Genomic DNA, 17,799 nt, shown 5'->3' with positions numbered 1-17,799 from the left:
CCGTAGGCTGGCCCCGTGCTGCGCCGTGCCCTGCCGCTCCTGCTGGTCGCCTGCGCGTCGCTGCTGGCGGCCTGCGGCGGTTCCGACGACGAACCCCCGCAGGTGACGTTCACCGTCGCCGGGCAGACCCGCACGACGGGACCGACCCAGTGGTGCGACATCAAGGTCACCGACTGCTCCGGCGACCCCGCGGCGGAGATCCACCTCGGGGTGGCGCCGGGCGTCACGGTCGACGTCGCCGTCCCCGAGCCGGTGTCCACGGCGCCGTGGCAGGTCGTGTTCAGCTACCGCAGCGCCGGCGGCCAGCAGGTCGACGGCCGCAGCCCGGTGTTCGCGGCGAACGCGCGCAAGGACTACTCGCTCGTCCTGCCCGCACCCACCGACCAGCTGATCACCGCGCAGGTCCAGCAGTACGGCATCCCGACCGCCGACCCGGACACGGGCCAGGGCGAGTTCCCGATCCGGGGCAGCTGGGTGCTGGTCACCGACGCCTGAGGGGGCCGGGCGGTCTCAGCCGTCGAGGTCCCGGGCCACGGCCCGGACGACCTCCGCGGCGAGCTTGGCCGTCTTGCGCTCGGGGTAGCGGCCGCGGCGCAGGTCGGGCTGCACCTTGGCCTCGAGGAGCTTGATCATGTCCTCGATGAGGCCGTGCAGCTCCTCGGCGGGCCGCCGCGTCGCCTCGACGACAGACGGCGGTGCGTCGACGAGCCGGACCTGCAGCGCCTGCGGCCCGCGCCGGCCCTCGGCCATCCCGAACTCGACGCGCTGCCCCGACTTCAGCGACTCCACACCCGTCGGCAGCGCCGACTTCCGGACGTAGACGTCCTCGCCGCCGTCCTGGGCGAGGAAACCGAAACCCTTGTCGGCGTCGTACCACTTGACCCTGCCGGTCGGCACCTTGCTCACCCGTTCCTCGATCGTCCCCACGCCGCCGTGCCGTGGAAACTCCACCCCCGCACGACGAACGCGCCCTCGGATCACCAGGTCCGCCGCACCATTTCGGTCGGCTCGCCGAGCGACACCGGGACGCGCACGTACCAGCGTAGCCCCGCGACACCCGGGAGCGCACCGCCCAAAACGCCGCCGGCGTCGGCCGGACGGCGCAACGGGCGGCGAGTCAGGCGTTCTTGACCGCGGCGGCGTCGGCCAGGCCGAGCAGCTCGACCGACTTCTCCCGCATCTCGACCTTGCGGACCTTGCCCGTCACCGTCATCGGGAACTCCTCGACCACGACCACATACCGCGGAATCTTGTAGTGCGCCAACTTCCCGGTCGCGAACTCCCGGACCTGCTCCGCGGTCAACCCCTCCACCCCGTCACGCAGCTTCACCCACGCGCACAGCTCCTCGCCGTACTTGATGTCGGGAACGCCGATGACCTGCGCATCCAGCACATCCGGGTGGGTGTAGAGGAACTCCTCGATCTCGCGGGGGTACACGTTCTCCCCACCCCGGATCACCATGTCCTTGATCCGCCCGGTGATGTTCAGATACCCGTCGGAGTCCATCACCGCCAGGTCACCGGTATGCATCCAACGCGCCGCGTCGATCGACTCCGCCGTCTTGTCCGGCTGCTCCCAGTAGCCGAGCATCACCGAATACCCCCGGGTACACAGCTCCCCGGCCTGCCCACGCGGCACCGTCAACCCCGTCTCCGGATCCACCACCTTCACCTCGACATGCGGATGCACCCGCCCCACCGTCGACACCCGCCGCTCCACCGAGTCATCCGCCCGCGTCTGCGTCGACACCGGGCTGGTCTCGGTCATCCCGTAACAGATCGTCACCTCCGTCATCCCCATCCGGTCCACGACCTGCTTCATCACCTCCACCGGACACGGCGACCCGGCCATGATCCCCGTCCGCAGACTCGACAGGTCATAAGAGGCGAAGTCCGGATGGTTGAGCTCGGCGATGAACATCGTCGGCACCCCGTAGAGCGACGTGCACCGCTCCTGCGCCACCGCCCGCAGCGTCGCCTCCGGGTCGAACCCCTGCGCCGGGATGACCATCGTCGACCCGTTCGTCGTGCACCCCAGGTTGCCCATCACCATCCCGAAGCAGTGATAGAACGGCACCGGGATACACACCCGGTCCTCGGCGGTGTAGCCGCACAGCCGGCCCACGAAATACCCGTTGTTCAAGATGTTGTGATGCGAGAGCGTCGCACCCTTCGGGAACCCCGTCGTCCCCGACGTGTACTGGATGTTGATCGGATCGTCCGGGCTCAGCGACGCCTGGGCCTGCGCCAGCGCGGCCCGGTCCCCGCCACGGCCCGACTCCACCAACACCTCCCACTCCGGGCCACCGATGATCACAACCTGCTCCAGCGCCGGGCAGCTGCCCCGCACCTTCTCGATCATGCCTACGTAGTCGGAGGTCTTGAACTTCTCCGCCGACACCAACATCCGGATCCCGGCCTGGTTGAGCACATACTCCAACTCGTGCGTGCGGTACGCCGGGTTGATGTTGACCAGGATCGCGCCGATCTTGGCCGTCGCGTACTGGACCAGCGTCCACTCCGCCATGTTCGGCGCCCAGATCCCCACCCGGTCACCCTTGCCCAGACCCGCCCGCATCAGACCCATCGCCACGACATCGACGTCCTCACGCAACTGCGCATACGTCCACCGCCGGGCCGTCGGCACCTCCACCAGCGCCTCCACATCAGGCTGCGCGGTGGCCGTGCGGTCAAGGTTGTCGCCGATCGTGTCGCCCAGCAACGGCACCTCGGAGATGCCGGAGGCGTAGGACGGGACAGCGGGGGCGCCTGCGGAGGTCACGACGTCGTTCTCCTCGGGTGCGGTCGGGAGGGCTCACGACATCCTGTCTCGCCACAGCGACGCACGCCACTCCCCCGCAGGTCAGGTCCGACCGCCGGGGATATCCGGCTGCGGACGGGCGATACCCTCGTCCGATGCATGACCCGCGCGTCCTGCTCGACCCCGCCACCGACGCCGTGCGCAAGCTCGCCCGCCGCGGCTACTCCCTCGACCTCCCCGAGCTGGAGAAGCTCCTGACCGGGCGCAACTCCGCGATCCAACGGGGCGACGAGGCGCGCGCGGAGTCCAAGCGGGTCGCGACGTCGGTGAAGGGCGCGTCCGCCGAGGAGCGGCCCGCGCTGGTCGAGCGCGCCCGCGAGCTCAAGGGCATCGTCTCGGCCGCCGAGGACGAGCAGAAGGAGTTCGACGCGCAGCTGCAGGACCTGCTGCTGGGCATCCCGAACCTGCCGGCCGACGAGTCGCCCGACGGGACCTCCGACGCCGACGCCGAGCTCGTCCGCACCTGGGGCGAGCCGCCCACGATCGAGTCGCCGGCCGACCACGTCGACATCGCCGAGAAGCTCGGCATCCTCGACCTGCCGCGCGCCACCAAGCTGTCGGGTCCGCGGTTCGCGGTCCTCAAGGGCAGGGGTGCGGCGCTGCAGCGCGCCATCGGCGCCTACCTGATCGACAAGGCGCTGGAGAACGGCTACACCGAGTTCTCGGTGCCGTCGCTGGTCACGCGCCAGACCATGACCGGGACGGGGCAGCTGCCCAAGTTCGAGCAGGACCTGTTCCGCACCGAGGTCGCCGACCGGGAGCTCTTCCTCATCCCGACGGCCGAGGTTCCGCTCACCAACCTGCACGCGCGCGAGACGCTCGACCTCGAGTCGCTCCCGCTGGCGTACACGGCGCACACGCCGTGCTTCCGCTCGGAGGCCGGCTCCTACGGCCGCGACACCCGTGGCCTGATCCGGATGCACGAGTTCGCCAAGGTCGAGCTGGTCCGCTTCGTCGACCCGGCCCGGTCGCGCGAGGAGCTCGACGTCCTGGTCGGGCACGCCGAGTCGGCGTTGCAGGGGCTCGGGCTGGCCTACCGCGTCGTCAAGCTCGCGGCGGGCGACACGGGCTTCTCGGCGGCGCTGACGTTCGACATCGAGGTGTGGCTGCCCAGCCAGGGCACCTACCGCGAGATCTCCTCGTGCTCGGACTTCGGGGTGTTCCAGGCCCGCCGCGCCGGCATCCGTACGAAGGCCAAGGACGGCTCCCGCGGCTTCGCCGGCACCCTCAACGGGTCGGGCCTGCCGATCGGGCGCACGCTCGTCGCCGTCCTGGAGCAGGGCCAGCAGCCCGACGGTTCGGTCCGGCTGCCCGAGGCGCTCGTCCCCTACGCCGGCTTCGCGACGCTGGAGCCCTGACCCGCCGCGAGCGGCCCGCTCACGACCCGGTCAGAGCCCACCGGTGTTGAGGAGCAGGTTCGGGGTGCCGCCCGTCCCGCCGCCCGCGACGACGTTCGGCGTGGCGTGGTCGAGGATCCACTGCCGGACCGTGGCGCTCGGGGCGTCGCCCTTCTCCTGCTTGTAGAGAGCGGCGACCCCGGCGGCGAACGGCGCCGCCATCGACGTGCCGCTGTAGGAGGCGGTGCCCCCGCCCGGGACCGGGGCGATGATCCCGGTCCCCGGCGCGTAGAGGCCGACGCAGGCGCCGGTGCTCGACGTCGGGGCGCGCTTGTCGTCGATCGTCGAGTTGGCGACGACGAGCACGCCCGCCGCGTCGCGCGGGGCGACGTCGCAGTCGTCGGCCCCCGTGTTGCCGGCCGAGGACGCGACGAACACCCCGTTGTCGACGAGGCCCTTCACCGCGGCGGTGAGGACGTCGGACGGGCCGTAGCTCCAGGACATGACGGCGACCGACGGGCCGGAGTGGTTGCGCGCCACCCAGTCGACGCCGGCCAGTAGGGAGGACAGCGTGCCGGTGCCGTTGCAGTCGAGGACCTTGACCGACTCGATCCGGGCCTGCTTGGCGACGCCGTAGGTCGTGGAGGCGGCGATGCCCGCCACCACGGTGCCGTGGCCGTCGCAGTCGGTGGAGTTGTCGTCGATCGTGTCGGTGCCGACGCTCGCGCGGCCCCCGAAGTCGGGGTGGCTGACGTCGACGCCCGTGTCGACGACGTAGATCGTCACACCCGCGCCGGTGCCGTTGACGGTGTAGCGCCCGTCGAGCGGGAGGGCGGCCTGGTCGATGCGGTCGAGCCCCCAGTTCCGCGGCGAGGTCTGGGTCGCCTCGGTGTTCGGGACGGCCGTGGCGGGGGTCGACGCACGGATCGTCCTGGGCTCCAGCGGGCTGATCGTGCGGTCCTGCTCGACGCCGAGGATGCCGGGCAGGGTGTGCAGCGTCGAGACCTGGTCCGCCGTCAGCGTCGCCGCCCAGCCCGCGATGACCTCGCGGAACGTCTGGGTCGGGGTGACGCCGAGCTGCTGTGCGGCCCGGGTGGCGTCGGCCTCGGTGGCGGCGTGGACGACGTAGTCGGCACTGGCGGCGGCCGCGATCGTGGCAGGGGTCGGGTTCGTCCCGGGGCCGGTCGACGCGGGGACGGTCGACGCAGGCTCGCTCGACGCAGGCTCGCTCGGCCCGGATCCGGTCGTGGCCGGCACGCTCGGCGTCGGCACAGCCGGGGCGGTCGTCGCGGGCTCCGGTGGAGCGGGCGTCGCCGCGGTCGTCGGGGCGCCCGCCCCGCGGCCCCCGACGGTCGCACCACCGGCTCGGGCCGACACGTCGCCGGCCTGCGCGCTGCCCGCCCCGACGGAGGGCGGTTGCCCCACGGGGGCACCCGGCCGCGACGTCGCGGCGCTCGTGCCCGCGGTCTCGTCGGCCACCGGGGCGGGGATCTCGCTCGGCAGCGCGCCCGTGGTCGACCCGAACACCACGAGCAGCAGCACCACGACGAGCACCTTCAGGGCAGTTCGCGTCACGTCGAGTGACGGTAAAGGCCGCGAAGCCCGCCGGACAGCCACACGATCGAGTCGGGTGATGCTCGTGTGGCAAAAGTTTGCCGGTGATAGTTGCGGTCAGTGACCCCTCGCGGCGGCGCGGGACCCGCCCCGATGAGCCGACCTCCCGCTGCCGACCTGGGCGAACGGGGTGACCCGCCGCGACCGCCTGCGTCCCCGACCACCGAACCGGACGTATCCACGGCCGAGCGCGCGGTGCGCGGTGACGCAGCGTCGCCGTTCGCGGCGCTCCCGCCCGGTCGTGGACCCGGCGGCGGCGCGTCGAGATCACCCGGCGGGGCGAGCGACACGCGGCCGACGACTCAGCGCGCACGGGCGGCGCCCAGCCGGTCAGGCGCACGCGTCGACCGCGCCGAGGCGACCTCGTGATCACCGAAGCCGGGACCTGAGCGCATCTCCTTGCGCTGATGTCCCGCGCCCGGCGATCAACCAGAGGAGCAGCGGAGCAGGGCGGCGGATCACAGGGCCGCGGGGTGGACGGCCACCTCGGTCGCCTTCACCGCGAACCACAGCTCGGCGCCGGGTTCGACGGCCAGCTCGGCCGCGGCGGCGAGGGTGACGTCGGCGGCGAGCCCGTCGACCCAGGCATGCCCGCCCGCGAGCGGCGCTGCGCGCAGCCGGACGGTGTCGCCCTGCGGCTCGATCGCGGCCAGCCTGACCTGCAGGACGTTGCGAGGGCTCCCGCTCGGCCGGTCCCGGAACACCGCGACGGCCGAGGGCGGGAACACCGCGACCGCGGACTCGCCCTCCGGGAGCGGGTCGTCGAACCGGCCGGCGACGACCGTCCCGTCCCGGGTGCGCAGGCCCTCGGCGCAGGCCGTTCCGGGCACGAGGTCGAGTCCCGCGATCCGGGCGGTGAACGGCGTGCGCGGCTTGGTCAGCACCTCACGCGTCGCCCCCTGCTCGACGATCCGCCCACCGCCGAGGACGGCGATCCGGTCGGCGAGCACGAGGGCGTCGAGCGCGGAGTGCGTGACGAGCAGGGCGGTCTGCTTGGCATCGCGGATGACCCGGCGCAGCAGCGAGCGCATCGCGGGCGTGGCGTCGACGTCGAGAGCGGCGAGCGGCTCGTCGAGCAGCAACAGGCCCGGGCGCGGCGCGAGTGCCCGGGCGAGCGCGACGCGTTGCTGCTGCCCGCCCGACATCTGCGACGGCCGGCGCCGCGACATCTCGTCGGCGTCGAGACCGGGCAGCACGTCGGCGATCAGCTCACGGGCCCGCTCGTGCGCCTCCCGCTTGCCGACCCCCGCCGCCCGCGGCCCGAACGCGACGTTGGCCAGCGCGGTCAGGTGCGGGAACAGCAGGGGCTGCTGGGCGAGCAGCCCGACCCCGCGGCGGTGCGGCGGCACGGAGATCCCCGCGCCGACGTCGGTCACGACGGTCTCGCCGACCCGCACCTGCCCCGCGTCGGGCAGCAGCAGCCCCGCGAGCACCCCGAGCAGCGTCGACTTGCCGGACCCGTTGGGCCCCAGTACGGCGACGACCTCGCCGGGCTCGGCGTCGAGCGCGACGTCGAGGGTGAACGCCCGGCGTTCGAGGCGGACCGACGCCGCCAGGCCGGCGCCCCGGTCGTCGCGCCCGGTCACCGGAGCCCCTCGGTGTTGCGCGGGCGCGCGACGACGATGACGAGGATCGCGACGACGACGAGCAGCAACGACAGCGCGACGGCACCGGCGTCGTCGGTCTCGCGCTGGAGATAGACGAGCAGCGGCAACGTCTGCGTCGTCCCCTGCAGGTTGCCGGCGAAGGTGATCGTCGCACCGAACTCGCCGAGGCAGCGGGCGAACGCGAGCACCGTGCCCGACATCAGCCCCGGCAGCACGAGCGGGACGGTGACCCGGCGGAACGTCAGCGCGGGTGACGCGCCGAGCGTGGCGGCGACGGCCTCGTAGCGCTCCCCCGCGGTGCGCAGCGCCCCCTCGAGGCTGACGACGAGGAACGGCATCGCGACGAACGTCTGCGCGATGACCACCGCGACCGTCGTGAAGGGGACCGTCACGCCGAAGGCCAACCGCAGGCCCTCGCCGACGAGCCCGCGCGCCCCGACGAGGTAGAGCAGCGCCAGCCCGCCGACGACCGGCGGCAGCACGAGCGGCAGCAGCACCACCGAGCGCAGCGCGCGCAGCCCGGGCAGCCTGCCCCGGGCCAGCACCGCGGCGAGCGGGCCGCCGAGCAGGATGCACAGGACCGTCGACGCGGCGGCGGTCTCCAGGGAGAGCCGCAGCGCGGCGAGCGCCGCGTCGCTGGTGAGCAGTTCGGGCATCCGCCGCCAGTCGGCCTCGACGAGCAGGCCGAGGACGGGCAGCGCGATCACCAGGAACCCGACGACCGCGGGCACCCACATCCAGCGGGGCAGGGCGACGTCACGTTCGTGGCGCCGGTCCTGGCGCCGCTCGGCCGTGGGTGCCTGCGATGCGTCGTCGGTGAGGGTCACGGGCGCTCCGAGGTCACCGTCTCACCGTGCAGCACCGTCGTGGAGCCGTCACGCCTGCGGCGCGCCGAACCCGGCCGCCTGCAGCGTCTTCTGGCCGAACTCACCGGTGACCAGGGCGACCCACTTCTGGGCGAGGTCGGCCTGCGGCGCGTTCTTGACCACGGCGATCGGGTAGTTGGTCACGGCCTGCTGCGCCTCGGGGAAGCTCACGCCCTGGACCTGCCCCTTCGCGGCGGTGACGTCGGTCACGTAGACGAGGCCGGCGTCGGCGTTGCCGCTGCTGACCTTGCCGAGCACGGACTTGACGTCGGTCTCCTGGCTGACCGGGGTCAGGGTCACACCGGTGGCCTTCTCGACCTTCTGCTCGGCGGCACCGCACGGGACGGGCGGGGCGCACACGACGACCTTGAGGCCGGGCTTGGCCAGGTCGGCGAACGTCGCGATGCCCTTGGGGTTGCCGGGCTGGGTGGCGATCTGCAGGACGTTCGTGGCGAAGCTCACCGGTGGCGCGGCGGTCAGGCTCTTGTCGGTGACGGTCTTCATCGTCGCGTCGCTCGCGGCGGCGAAGACGTCGGCGGGCGCCCCGTTGACGATCTGGGACGCCAGGTCGGACGAGCCGCCGTAGCTGATCCGGACGGTGACCCCGGGGTTGTCGGTCTCGAACTGCGTCTTCATCGCGTTGAACGTCTCGGTGAGCGACGCGGCCGCGAGCACGGTGAGGGTGCGGGGAGCGGCGTCGCCCGAGGTCGTCGACGCGGTCGAGGCGCCGGAGCCGCCACCGCACCCGGCGAGCAGCAGGGCCAGCCCGGCCAGCAGGCCGAGCAGTGCACGAACCTTCACGAGAGTCCTCCCGGGATCTCCACGACCACGTTGGTCGACTTGATGACCGCGACGGCGAGCGCCCCGGGCTCCAGCCCGAGGTCGTCCACCGCCTCGGCGCTCATCAGGGACACCACCCGGTGCGGTCCGCACTGCATCTCGACCTGGGCCATCACCGTGTCGGCGACGACGGCCGTCACGAGCCCGACGAGCCGGTTGCGCGCGGAGCGCCGGACGTCGGACGGGTCGGGGGTGGCGTCGGCGTGGTCGCGGGCGAACGCGGCCAGCGCCGCACCGTCGATCACCGTGCGGTTCGACGCGTCGGACCGGCTGGGCAGCACGCCTGCGTCCACCCGGCGGCGGATGGTGTCGTCGCTGACGCCGAGCAGGCGCGCGGCGTCGGCGATCCTGAACTGCGGCACGAGCGGCATCTTAGTTCCGCAGATGCGCACGACGCCAGGCAGTCGGGTCAGCTGTGATTGGGTGCGGCGGTGGACTTCGAACCCAGCGCAGCGGCAGCCGATCACACGCGGCGGATGCGCGCCTTCCTCGACGAGAAGGTGCTCCCGGCCGAACCGACCTACGACGCCTGGCGCCTCGAACGCCGCGGCACCCCGCAGGAGTGGGACCTGCCGCCCGTCGTCGAGGAGCTGAAGGCGGAGGCCAGGGAGCGGGGGCTGTGGAACCTGTTCCTGCCCAGCGTGTCGGGCCTGTCCAACCTGGAGTACGCCGCGGTCGCGGAGGTGTCCGGCTGGTCGCCGGTCATCGCGCCGGAGGCCATCAACTGCCAGGCGCCCGACACCGGCAACATGGAGACCCTGCACCTGTTCGGCACGCCCGAGCAGAAGCAGCAGTGGCTCGAGCCGCTGCTCGCGGGCGAGATCCGGTCGGCGTTCGCGATGACCGAGCCCGACGTCGCGTCGTCGGACGCGACGAACGTGCAGACGCGGATCCGCCGCGACGGCGACGACTACGTGATCTCCGGTCGCAAGTGGTGGATCTCGGGGACGGCCGACGAGCGCTGCAAGGTCTTCATCGTCATGGGCAAGACCGACCCGGACGCGCCGCGGCACCGTCAGCAGTCGATGATCCTCGTGCCCCGCGACGCCCCTGGGATGCAGGTCCTGCGCCACCTTCCGACCTTCGGCTACCAGGACCAGCACGGTCACTCCGAGATCGTGTTCGACGACGTGCGGGTCCCCGCGTCGAACCTGCTCGGCGAGGAGGGCGGGGGCTTCGCGATCGCGCAGGCCCGGCTCGGGCCCGGCCGCATCCACCACTGCATGCGGCTGATCGGGATGGCCGAGCGGGCGATCGACCTGATGGTCCGGCGGGCCCGCGACCGGGTCGCCTTCGGGCGCCCGCTGGCCGACCAGGGCGTCGTGCGCGAGCAGATCGCGCTGTCGCGCATCGAGGTCGAGCAGGCCCGGCTGCTGGTGCTCAAGACCGCGTGGCTGATCGACGAGCACGGCTCCAAGGGCGCGGCGACGGAGATCGCGGCCATCAAGGTCGCGGTGCCGCGGATGGCCTGCACCGTCATCGACCGGGCCATGCAGCTGCACGGCGCCGCCGCGATGAGCGACGACTTCCCGCTCGCGTACTTCTACACGTGGGCCCGCGCGCTGCGGTTCGCCGACGGCCCCGACGAGGTGCACCTGCGCTCGGTCGCCCGTCAGGAGCTGGCCGCGCACGAGTGAGCGGCGCGGCATGAGCCCGGGGCCCTGCCTGATCGACCTGGCCTGTCGATCAGGCAGGCCCCCTCGGTGGGATTCGTCACACTGTGTTGATGATCCGCTTCTGCGGCGTCCGAGGCCCGCTTCCCACGCACCTGCGGAGACACGAATTTCCGCTGCTCAGAGGCCTCTTCTCCGGCCGTCCGGATGGTTACTCTCGTGTGGTGACGGCAACGGAGCTCGGCCTGCCCGCACTGCGGACAGCCACCACACGAGACCCCGCCCGCCCAGCCGACGCCCGGCTCATCGACGGCTTCGGCCGGGTGGCGACGGACCTGCGCATCTCCCTGACCGACCGCTGCAACCTGCGCTGCCACTACTGCATGCCGGCAGAGGGCCTGGACTGGATGCCGCGCGAGGAGCAGCTCACCGACGAGGAGCTGCTGCGGCTCATCACGATCGCCGTGCGCGACCTCGGCGTCGAGGAGCTGCGCTTCACCGGCGGCGAGCCGTTGCTGCGCAAGGGCCTGGAGGAGCTGGTCGCGGCGTCGGCGGCGCTTCGCCCCCGCCCGGACATCTCGCTGACCACCAACGGCGTCGGCCTCGCCCGGCGCGCCGAGGCGCTGGCGGCCGCGGGGGTCAACCGGCTCAACGTCTCGCTCGACACGCTGCGCCCGGACCGCTTCGCGTCGATCACCCGACGGGACAGGTTCGACGACGTGGTCGCCGGCATGCGCGCGGCCCGCGACGCGGGACTGTCACCCGTCAAGATCAACACGGTGCTGCTGCGCGGGATGAACGACGACGAGGCCGTCGACCTGCTGCGCTTCGCCGTCGCCGAGGGTTTCGAGCTCCGGTTCATCGAGCAGATGCCGCTCGACGCCCAGCACGGCTGGGAGCGCTCGGAGATGGTCACCGCGGGCGAGATCATGCAGGCGCTCTCGGCGGAGTTCACGCTCACTCCCGATCCCGCGCACCGCGGCGCCGCCCCGGCCGAGCGCTGGGTCGTCGACGGCGGCCCGATGATGGTCGGCATCATCGCCTCGGTGACCCGCCCGTTCTGCGGCGCGTGCGACCGGACCCGGCTCACCTCCGACGGCCAGATCCGCACCTGCCTGTTCGCCCGCACCGAGACCGACCTGCGCGCCATGGTGCGCGGCGGCTCGTCGGACGCGGAGATCGCCGACGTCTGGCGCGACGCCATGTGGGGCAAGCTCGCCGGGCACGGCATCGACGACCCCGGCTTCCTGCAGCCCGACCGTCCGATGAGCGCCATCGGCGGCTGAGAGAGGATGCACGCGTGACGACCGGAACGACGACGCTGACCGCGACCGTCCGCTTCTTCGCGGCCGCACGCGCCGCCGCGGGCACCGAGACGACGTCGGTCGAGCTGCCGGAGGGCGCGTCGGTCGAGGACCTGCTCGACACCCTGCGCGCCGGCCGCGACGCAGAGTTCGCCCGCGTCCTGCAGCGCTGCAGCTACCTGCTCGACGAGATCGCCGTCCGCGACACATCCGTCGTCGTGCCCCACGGGGCGGTCCTCGACGTCCTGCCACCCTTCGCGGGCGGCTGAGCCGCACGCCCTGTGAGTGGCAACAGTTGCTACCGCGACCCGTGCTGCCGCGACCACTGCCACTCACGACCCGGCGACGGCGTCCCGGTACGACGGCCACGTGCCCGCCGGTGTCGACACGCTCGTCGCCTTCAGGACCGCGTGCACGATCGCGCGGGCGACGACGTCCGCCGCCGCCGCGTGCAGCGCGAAGAGGCCGGGCAGCTCGGGGGCGGGCCGCGTGCCCGTCGCCATCGCGAAGATGGTGTCGCCGTCCATCACGGTGTGCACCGGCGCGATCGAGCGCGCGAGGCCGTCGTGGCCCACCGTCGCGAGCCGGGCGCAGCCGGCCTTGTCGAGCGTCGCGTCGGTCGCCAGCACCGCGATCGTCGTGGCCGTCCCCGCGCTGCGGGCGGCGTGCCGGCCCAGCGCTCCGGCGACGGCGGCACCGCCGCGCGCGCCCGGGTCCGGCAGGTCGAACTCGCCGGGCAGGCCGTGCCGCGCGCCGTGCAGGTGCCCCGTCGCGAGGTCGGCCGGTGAGCCGACGGCGTTGACCGCGACGATCGCGGCGACGGTCGTGCCGTCGTCCAGGAGCGCACTGGCCGAGCCGATCCCCCCCTTGAGCCCACCCGCGACCGCGCCCGTCCCGGCGCCGACCACGCCCTGCGCGACCGGGCCGTCGGTCGCCGCGTCGTGCGCGGCGATGCCCTGTGCCGCACCGGGTCGCGCGGTGAACCGGCCCCCGCGACCGAGGTCGAACAGCACCGCGGCGGGCACGATCGGGACCACGCCGCCGGGCACCGCGAAGCCGGTTCCGGCCTCCTCGAGCCTCGCCATCACCCCGGACGCCGCGTCGAGCCCGTAGGCGCTGCCGCCGCCGAGGACGATCGCGTGCACCCGGTCGACGGTGTTGCGCGGGTCCAGCAGGTCGGTCTCGCGCGTCCCGGGCGCGGCGCCCCGGACGTCGACTCCCGCGGCGGCACCGCCCGGCGGCGCGAGCACGACGGTGGTGCCGGAGAGCGCCCCCTCGCCGTCGAGCTGCGCGTGCCCGACGCGGATGCCTGCCACGTCGGTGATGTCGTTGTGCGGGCCCGCGATCATGCCCGCAATCCTGGCACCGGCCCGACCGGCACACCGCGGCCCGACCTCACGACGGCAGGTTCTTCAACCATGTGGCGACGCCGCCGTGGCCCGAGCAGGTCCCGGACCGGTGCTGGCTGTAGGACGGCTCGCCGTCCTTGCAGACGGCCGTCGGGCTCTCCGTGGTCGACGAGCCCGGCCGGGGCACACAGTTGCCGCTGACGTTGACGTAGTGGGTCGACGTGTCACAGGCCGGTGCCGCCCGGGCCGCGACGCTCGGCGGCGCCGCGGTCGGTCGCGGCGCGACGGCTGCCGCCCGCCGGGAGGTCACGGGCGCCGGGGCGACCGTCGTCGGGGAGGCGGCCGACGTCGACACCGGTGCCTGCTGCAGGGACGTCGGCGAGGGCGGCGGGGGCGCGAGCGACGGTACGGCCGCGCGGGTCGTACCCCCGGGTTCCGCCAGCAGCGCAGCCGGGCGGGCCGGGGACGAGGTCGTCGCGACGACGACGATCGCGACGACCAGGAACGTCGGCGCCAGCGCGACCGCCGCGACGGCCGGCCTGCGCACGTTCGGCGGCGCGCCGCGGGTGCGTCGCCAGGCCATCACGGCCGGCACCGACGCGGCGAGGCAGAGGACCAGGCCCAGGGGCGCGGTCGCCGGGATGACGGCGAACAGCGCGCCGAGCACGACCAGGACCGACGCGACGAGGACCGACCGGGGGCGCCGACGGACCGCGTGGAAGGGGACGGTCGGAGGCTCGGGGACGCCTCCGGGAGCGGGGCCGGGCGAACCCGGGCGCCGCGGTGGGGAGCTGCGGGGCACCCCGGGAGTTCGGTCCGCGGGCCGCCGCCGTTACGGCCGCGTCAGCCGTGCCGCTCGACGCGCACGTCGCCGACGGGAGTGCCCGCCACACAGGACAACCGCACCTCGACCCGCAGGTCGTCGCTCTCGAAGCGGACCCGCCCGGCGTCGTCGCCGTGGTGGCCGTCGTCGTGACCGGGGTCCTCGACCTCGAACCCCTGCGCGGGACTCGCCGAGACGACCCGCGGCGTCATCGCGTCGCACCGGGCCACGACGGTCCCGCCGGGCGCCCCGGGGACGACCACGGCCCGCCCGGGCGGGGCGGCCGGGGGCGCCGACGACGACGGCGCCGGGCTCGGCGACCCGGGGGCGGTCGACGGCAGCGCCGCGAGCCGGGCGTCGACCTCCGCGGGGGTGAGCGGGCGCAGACCCTCCCCCGTGATGCCGGACCCGATTGCGCCGACGGCCGTCAGCCCGACGACCAGCGCGCCCACCGCGGCCCCCAGCCACACCACGACGAGCGCGGCGGAACGGGCACGGGCGGGACGCACCCGCAGAGCATGCCGCCCAGGAGGTTAAGGCCCGGACAAGACGCGCCTAAGGCTCACGCCGGACGTGCGTCGCACCCACCGGTTCTGCCATACGGTGCGCACATGGCCCAGGTGTTGCTCGTGGAGGACGACGCCGCGATCCGCGGTGCGCTGGTCCGCGGCCTGTCCGAGCGCGGGCACGCGGTCGACTCCGCGCCGACGGCGATGGCCGGGCTGGAACAGGCCGTCGGCAACCAGCCCGACATCGTCGTCCTCGACCTCGGCCTGCCCGACCTCGACGGCACGGTCATGCTGCGGATGCTGCGCGGCGCGAGCGCCGTGCCGGTCATCGTCGCCACCGCGCGCGACGACGAGGCGGAGATCGTCGCCGTGCTCGACGCCGGCGCCGACGACTACCTCGTCAAGCCGTTCGGCTCCGCCCAGCTCGACGCCCGCATCCGCGCGGTGCTGCGCCGCACCGGGGAGCCCGGCACCGATCCGACGGTCACGGTCGGCGGCCTGGTCGTCGACCCGCGCAGCCGGATCGCCCGGCTCGACGGTCGCGAGCTGGAGCTGAGCCCGCGCGAGTTCGACCTGCTGCACTACCTGGCGGCGCGGGCGGGCGAGGTCGTCGGCAAGCGCGAGCTCCTGACCCAGGTGTGGCAGCTGCCCTACGGCGGCGCCGACAAGACCGTCGACGTACACCTGTCGTGGTTGCGCCGCAAGCTCGGCGAGACCGCCCAGGAGCCGCGCTACCTGCACTCGGTGCGCGGCGTCGGGGTGCGGCTGGGCGCCCCGGGCTGATCCGTGCGCCGCCGCGTCCTGGTTCTCGTCACTGCGACGACGACCCTCGTCCTCATCGCGTTCCTCGTGCCGCTCGCGCTGCTCGTGCGAACGGTCGCGACCGACCGGGCCGTCGCGACGGCGACCGCGCAGGCGCAGTCGCTGAGCCCGCTGGTCGCCACCGCGGACCGTGAGGCGCTGGCGCTCGCCGTCGGCCAGGTCGACGCCACGACGCCCGCCGACGTCACGCTCTTCCTGCCCGACGGCACCGTCCTCGGCGCCCCCGCGGCACGGACGCCGCTCGTCCAGCTGGGGTCGCGCGGGGTGTCGGCGTCGGGCGAGGTGCCGGGCGGACGCGAGATCGTCGTCGCCGTCCGCGACGCGACGGGGGCCGGCGGGGCGGTGCGCGCCTTCGTCCCCGACGCCGAGCTCACCCGCGGCGTCGACCGGTCGTGGCTGCTGCTCGCAGGCCTGGGGATCACGCTGCTCGCGGTCGGGCTCGTCCTCGCCGACCGGCTGGCCCGCAGGCTCGTCCGGGCGACGACGGACCTCGCCGTCGTGTCGGACCGGCTCGCCCGTGGGGACCTCGACGCACGCGCCGACGCCGCCGCCCCGGCCGAGCTGGGCGTCGTCGCCGGTGCGCTCAACGGGCTCGCCGGACGCATTGCCGACCTGTTGCGCGAGGAGCGCGAGACCGTCGCGGACCTGGCCCATCGCGTCCGCACGCCGCTGACGTCGCTGCGCCTGGAGGTCGAGTCGCTGCCGGCGGCCGACGCGGCCCGCGTCGGCGCGGGCGTCGACGCCGTGCAGCGCGCGGTGACGGCCGCGATCGAGCAGGCCCGCCGCCGCGGGGCCGATCCGGCCGCGTGCGACGCATCGGCCGTCGTCGCCGAGCGGGTGGCGTTCTGGGCCGTGCTGGCCGAGGACACCGACCGGGAGCTGGCGGTCGAGCTCGCGCCGGGTCCGCTGCCGGTCGCGTTGCCCCGCAGCGACCTCGAGGCCGTGGTGGACGCGTTGCTGGGCAACGTGTTCGCCCATACCCCCGACGGCACCTCGCTCGCCGTGCGGCTGGACGCGGAGCCCGCGGGGGCGACGCTGACCGTCACCGACACCGGGCCCGGCATCCCCGCCGACGCTCCCGCGCTCGATCGCGGGGTGAGCGGCGCCGGGTCGACCGGACTGGGCCTGGACATCGCGCGGCGCGCCGCCGAGCGGTCCGGGGGCGGACTGCGGCTGGAGTCGCCGGGCAGGGGCCTGCGGGTCGTCGTCTCCCTCGGGGCGCCGGACCGCACATAACCTCGTCTCCGCCGTTGACGACGATCTACGCACCGGTTGACGTCGTCCACGTCAGAGACGACGAATCCGGTCCGGCGCGCGGGATGGTACGCATGTGCTCCGTAGCAGGAGTCGGACCGGAGACGCCGCACACCATGGTCGATCACTACGTCGGCGTCCTCGGCATCGCCGAGGCGATGGGCGTGACCCGGCACGCCGTCGGCAAGTGGCGGTCCCGCTACCCCGCGGGCTCGACCGTGAGGAGGCGACGCGCGCGCTCGCGAACTTCGCCGCCGAGTTCCCGGACATGAGCGAGCCGGAGCTGTACGCGTGGATCATCGAGCGGCTCAGCACTGCACGTCCCGTGCCGAGGCCTTAACCGCGCCTTGAACCCCGGACAGCGCGGCCCTAGCCCCGGCGACGGCATCGTCGTCCAGGTCGACACAACGGACCTGGAGGACATCCGATGACGATCCGCCGCCCGCTCGCCCTCGCCGCCGCCACCGGCGTCGCCCTGCTCGCGCTGACGGGCACGGCCCTCGCGCTCGGCGCAGGGGACGACGACGGGGACCGGGGCCCGACCGCGGTCCCGACGGTACCGACGTCCACCGGCCCGACGTCCACCGGCCCGACGTCCACGGGCCCGATGTCCACCGACCCCGCATCCACCGCCCCCGGCGTCACCGGCAGCGGCAGCGGCAGCGGCAGCGGCCTGCTGCTCGCCGGGGACGTCGACCGCGCCGCCGCCGAGCGGGCCGCGCTCGCGCACGTCGGGAGCGGGCAGGTCGTGAAGATCGAGCGCGAGGTCGAGCACGGCCGCACGGTCTGGGACGTCGACGTCCGCACGGAAACCGGGGTGCGGGAGGTGCACGTCGACGCCACGACGGGCGCGATCACCCGCAACCGCGCGGAGTCCTCGGCGAACGACGACGTTCCCGCCGACCGGCGCGGCGACGACAACCAGCGAAGCGACGACCACGGGCGAGGCGACGACCACCGCGGGTCCGCCGACCACCACGGCAGGGGCGGCGACGACGGGCCGGGCGACGACCGGGGCGGCGACGACTGATCGGCGCAGG

General features: G+C 74.0%; 19 protein-coding genes. 9 read left to right on the top strand and 10 right to left on the bottom strand.

Features of this window, described 5'->3' with window-relative positions:
* Positions 1-15: 15 nt before the first annotated feature.
* The gene (locus PSD17_RS22185) at positions 16-495 is read left to right on the top strand and encodes a DUF2771 family protein (protein ID WP_339124392.1); all 480 of its coding nucleotides are present in this window, start codon (positions 16-18) and stop codon (positions 493-495) included.
* Positions 496-510: 15 nt separating this feature from the next.
* Here PSD17_RS22185 and PSD17_RS22180 read toward each other — a convergent pair whose 3' ends face one another.
* The gene (locus PSD17_RS22180) at positions 511-897 is read right to left on the bottom strand and encodes a cold-shock protein (protein WP_041762662.1); all 387 of its coding nucleotides are present in this window, start codon (positions 895-897) and stop codon (positions 511-513) included.
* A 220-nt stretch (positions 898-1,117) separates the two neighbouring features.
* The gene (locus tag PSD17_RS22175) at positions 1,118-2,782 is read right to left on the bottom strand and encodes an AMP-binding protein (RefSeq protein ID WP_339124391.1); all 1,665 of its coding nucleotides are present in this window, start codon (positions 2,780-2,782) and stop codon (positions 1,118-1,120) included.
* A 134-nt stretch (positions 2,783-2,916) separates the two neighbouring features.
* Here PSD17_RS22175 and serS point away from each other — a divergent pair, with 134 nt between their 5' ends.
* Entirely contained in the window at positions 2,917-4,179 is a 1,263-nt protein-coding gene (gene serS / locus PSD17_RS22170; protein WP_013677680.1) for a serine--tRNA ligase, read from the top strand.
* Positions 4,180-4,209: 30 nt separating this feature from the next.
* On the opposite strand, the gene PSD17_RS22165 is transcribed toward serS, so the two are convergent.
* The 5 genes from PSD17_RS22165 to PSD17_RS22145 form a co-directional block, all read right to left on the bottom strand.
* Complete coding sequence (locus PSD17_RS22165; protein WP_339124390.1) at positions 4,210-5,733, bottom strand: S8 family peptidase; 1,524 nt, start codon at positions 5,731-5,733, stop codon at positions 4,210-4,212.
* 497 nt (positions 5,734-6,230) lie between these two features.
* On the bottom strand, positions 6,231-7,358 hold the full coding sequence (locus tag PSD17_RS22160; protein WP_013677682.1) for an ABC transporter ATP-binding protein: 1,128 nt from the start codon (positions 7,356-7,358) through the stop codon (positions 6,231-6,233).
* A complete protein-coding gene (locus tag PSD17_RS22155; protein WP_049803780.1) occupies positions 7,355-8,116 on the bottom strand; it encodes an ABC transporter permease in 762 nt (253 codons plus the stop codon). The genes PSD17_RS22160 and PSD17_RS22155 overlap by 4 nt, the downstream gene beginning before the upstream one ends.
* Before the next feature lie 138 nt (positions 8,117-8,254).
* Positions 8,255-9,046, bottom strand: a complete 792-nt coding sequence (gene modA, locus PSD17_RS22150) for a molybdate ABC transporter substrate-binding protein (protein ID WP_339124389.1) — start codon at positions 9,044-9,046, stop codon at positions 8,255-8,257.
* The gene (locus tag PSD17_RS22145) at positions 9,043-9,456 is read right to left on the bottom strand and encodes a TOBE domain-containing protein (protein ID WP_379652790.1); all 414 of its coding nucleotides are present in this window, start codon (positions 9,454-9,456) and stop codon (positions 9,043-9,045) included. The genes modA and PSD17_RS22145 overlap by 4 nt, the downstream gene beginning before the upstream one ends.
* Positions 9,457-9,516: 60 nt before the next feature.
* On the opposite strand from PSD17_RS22145, the gene PSD17_RS22140 reads away from it, so the two are divergent.
* The 3 genes from PSD17_RS22140 (at position 9,517) to PSD17_RS22130 (ending at position 12,271) form a co-directional block, all read left to right on the top strand.
* Positions 9,517-10,722 carry an acyl-CoA dehydrogenase family protein gene (locus PSD17_RS22140; RefSeq protein WP_013677686.1) on the top strand — a complete coding sequence of 402 codons (1,206 nt, stop codon included), beginning with the start codon at positions 9,517-9,519 and terminating at the stop codon, positions 10,720-10,722.
* A gap of 200 nt (positions 10,723-10,922) precedes the next feature.
* Positions 10,923-11,984 (top strand): GTP 3',8-cyclase MoaA, encoded by a 1,062-nt coding sequence (gene moaA, locus PSD17_RS22135; protein WP_049803781.1) that lies wholly within the window; start codon positions 10,923-10,925, stop codon positions 11,982-11,984.
* A 14-nt stretch (positions 11,985-11,998) separates the two neighbouring features.
* On the top strand, positions 11,999-12,271 hold the full coding sequence (locus PSD17_RS22130; protein WP_013677688.1) for a MoaD/ThiS family protein: 273 nt from the start codon (positions 11,999-12,001) through the stop codon (positions 12,269-12,271).
* A gap of 63 nt (positions 12,272-12,334) precedes the next feature.
* Here the strand turns inward: PSD17_RS22130 and PSD17_RS22125 are convergent, their stop codons facing one another.
* From PSD17_RS22125 to PSD17_RS22115, 3 genes are all read right to left on the bottom strand, one after another.
* Positions 12,335-13,351: a P1 family peptidase gene (locus PSD17_RS22125; RefSeq protein ID WP_339124387.1), complete on the bottom strand. Its 1,017-nt coding sequence runs from the start codon at positions 13,349-13,351 to the stop codon at positions 12,335-12,337.
* Positions 13,352-13,397: 46 nt separating this feature from the next.
* Positions 13,398-14,018, bottom strand: coding sequence for a DUF3761 domain-containing protein (locus PSD17_RS22120; RefSeq protein WP_339124385.1), 621 nt, complete (start codon positions 14,016-14,018; stop codon positions 13,398-13,400).
* Positions 14,019-14,194: 176 nt separating this feature from the next.
* Positions 14,195-14,683, bottom strand: coding sequence for a hypothetical protein (locus tag PSD17_RS22115; protein WP_339124384.1), 489 nt, complete (start codon positions 14,681-14,683; stop codon positions 14,195-14,197).
* Positions 14,684-14,785: 102 nt separating this feature from the next.
* Between PSD17_RS22115 and PSD17_RS22110 the strand changes: the two genes are divergently transcribed.
* The 4 genes from PSD17_RS22110 (at position 14,786) to PSD17_RS22095 (ending at position 17,789) form a co-directional block, all read left to right on the top strand.
* Positions 14,786-15,466, top strand: a complete 681-nt coding sequence (locus tag PSD17_RS22110) for a response regulator transcription factor (protein WP_339124382.1) — start codon at positions 14,786-14,788, stop codon at positions 15,464-15,466.
* 3 nt (positions 15,467-15,469) lie between these two features.
* A complete protein-coding gene (locus PSD17_RS22105; protein ID WP_339124380.1) occupies positions 15,470-16,741 on the top strand; it encodes a sensor histidine kinase in 1,272 nt (423 codons plus the stop codon).
* Between the two features lie 205 nt (positions 16,742-16,946).
* Positions 16,947-17,099, top strand: coding sequence for a hypothetical protein (locus PSD17_RS22100; RefSeq protein ID WP_339124379.1), 153 nt, complete (start codon positions 16,947-16,949; stop codon positions 17,097-17,099).
* An 87-nt stretch (positions 17,100-17,186) separates the two neighbouring features.
* Positions 17,187-17,789, top strand: a complete 603-nt coding sequence (locus PSD17_RS22095; protein WP_339124378.1) for a PepSY domain-containing protein — start codon at positions 17,187-17,189, stop codon at positions 17,787-17,789.
* The last annotated feature ends 10 nt before the right edge of the window (positions 17,790-17,799 follow it).

The sequence above is a fragment of the Pseudonocardia sp. D17 genome (assembly GCF_036984265.1).
Lineage (GTDB): Bacteria > Actinomycetota > Actinomycetes > Mycobacteriales > Pseudonocardiaceae > Pseudonocardia > Pseudonocardia benzenivorans.
The sequence above is the reverse complement of the archived record's forward strand: the minus strand, read 5'-3'. Positions and strand labels throughout refer to the sequence as shown.

What these genes read in the sequence shown, in the direction of transcription:
- serS (WP_013677680.1), top strand. Translation starts at nt 2,917, where the DNA reads ATGCATGACCCGCGCGTCCTGCTCGACCCCGCCACCGACGCCGTGCGC.
- PSD17_RS22155 (WP_049803780.1), bottom strand. Translation starts at nt 8,116, where the DNA reads ATGTGGGTGCCCGCGGTCGTCGGGTTCCTGGTGATCGCGCTGCCCGTC.
- PSD17_RS22125 (WP_339124387.1), bottom strand. Translation starts at nt 13,351, where the DNA reads ATGATCGCGGGCCCGCACAACGACATCACCGACGTGGCAGGCATCCGC.
- PSD17_RS22145 (WP_379652790.1), bottom strand. Translation starts at nt 9,456, where the DNA reads ATGCCGCTCGTGCCGCAGTTCAGGATCGCCGACGCCGCGCGCCTGCTC.
- PSD17_RS22095 (WP_339124378.1), top strand. Translation starts at nt 17,187, where the DNA reads ATGACGATCCGCCGCCCGCTCGCCCTCGCCGCCGCCACCGGCGTCGCC.
- PSD17_RS22110 (WP_339124382.1), top strand. Translation starts at nt 14,786, where the DNA reads ATGGCCCAGGTGTTGCTCGTGGAGGACGACGCCGCGATCCGCGGTGCG.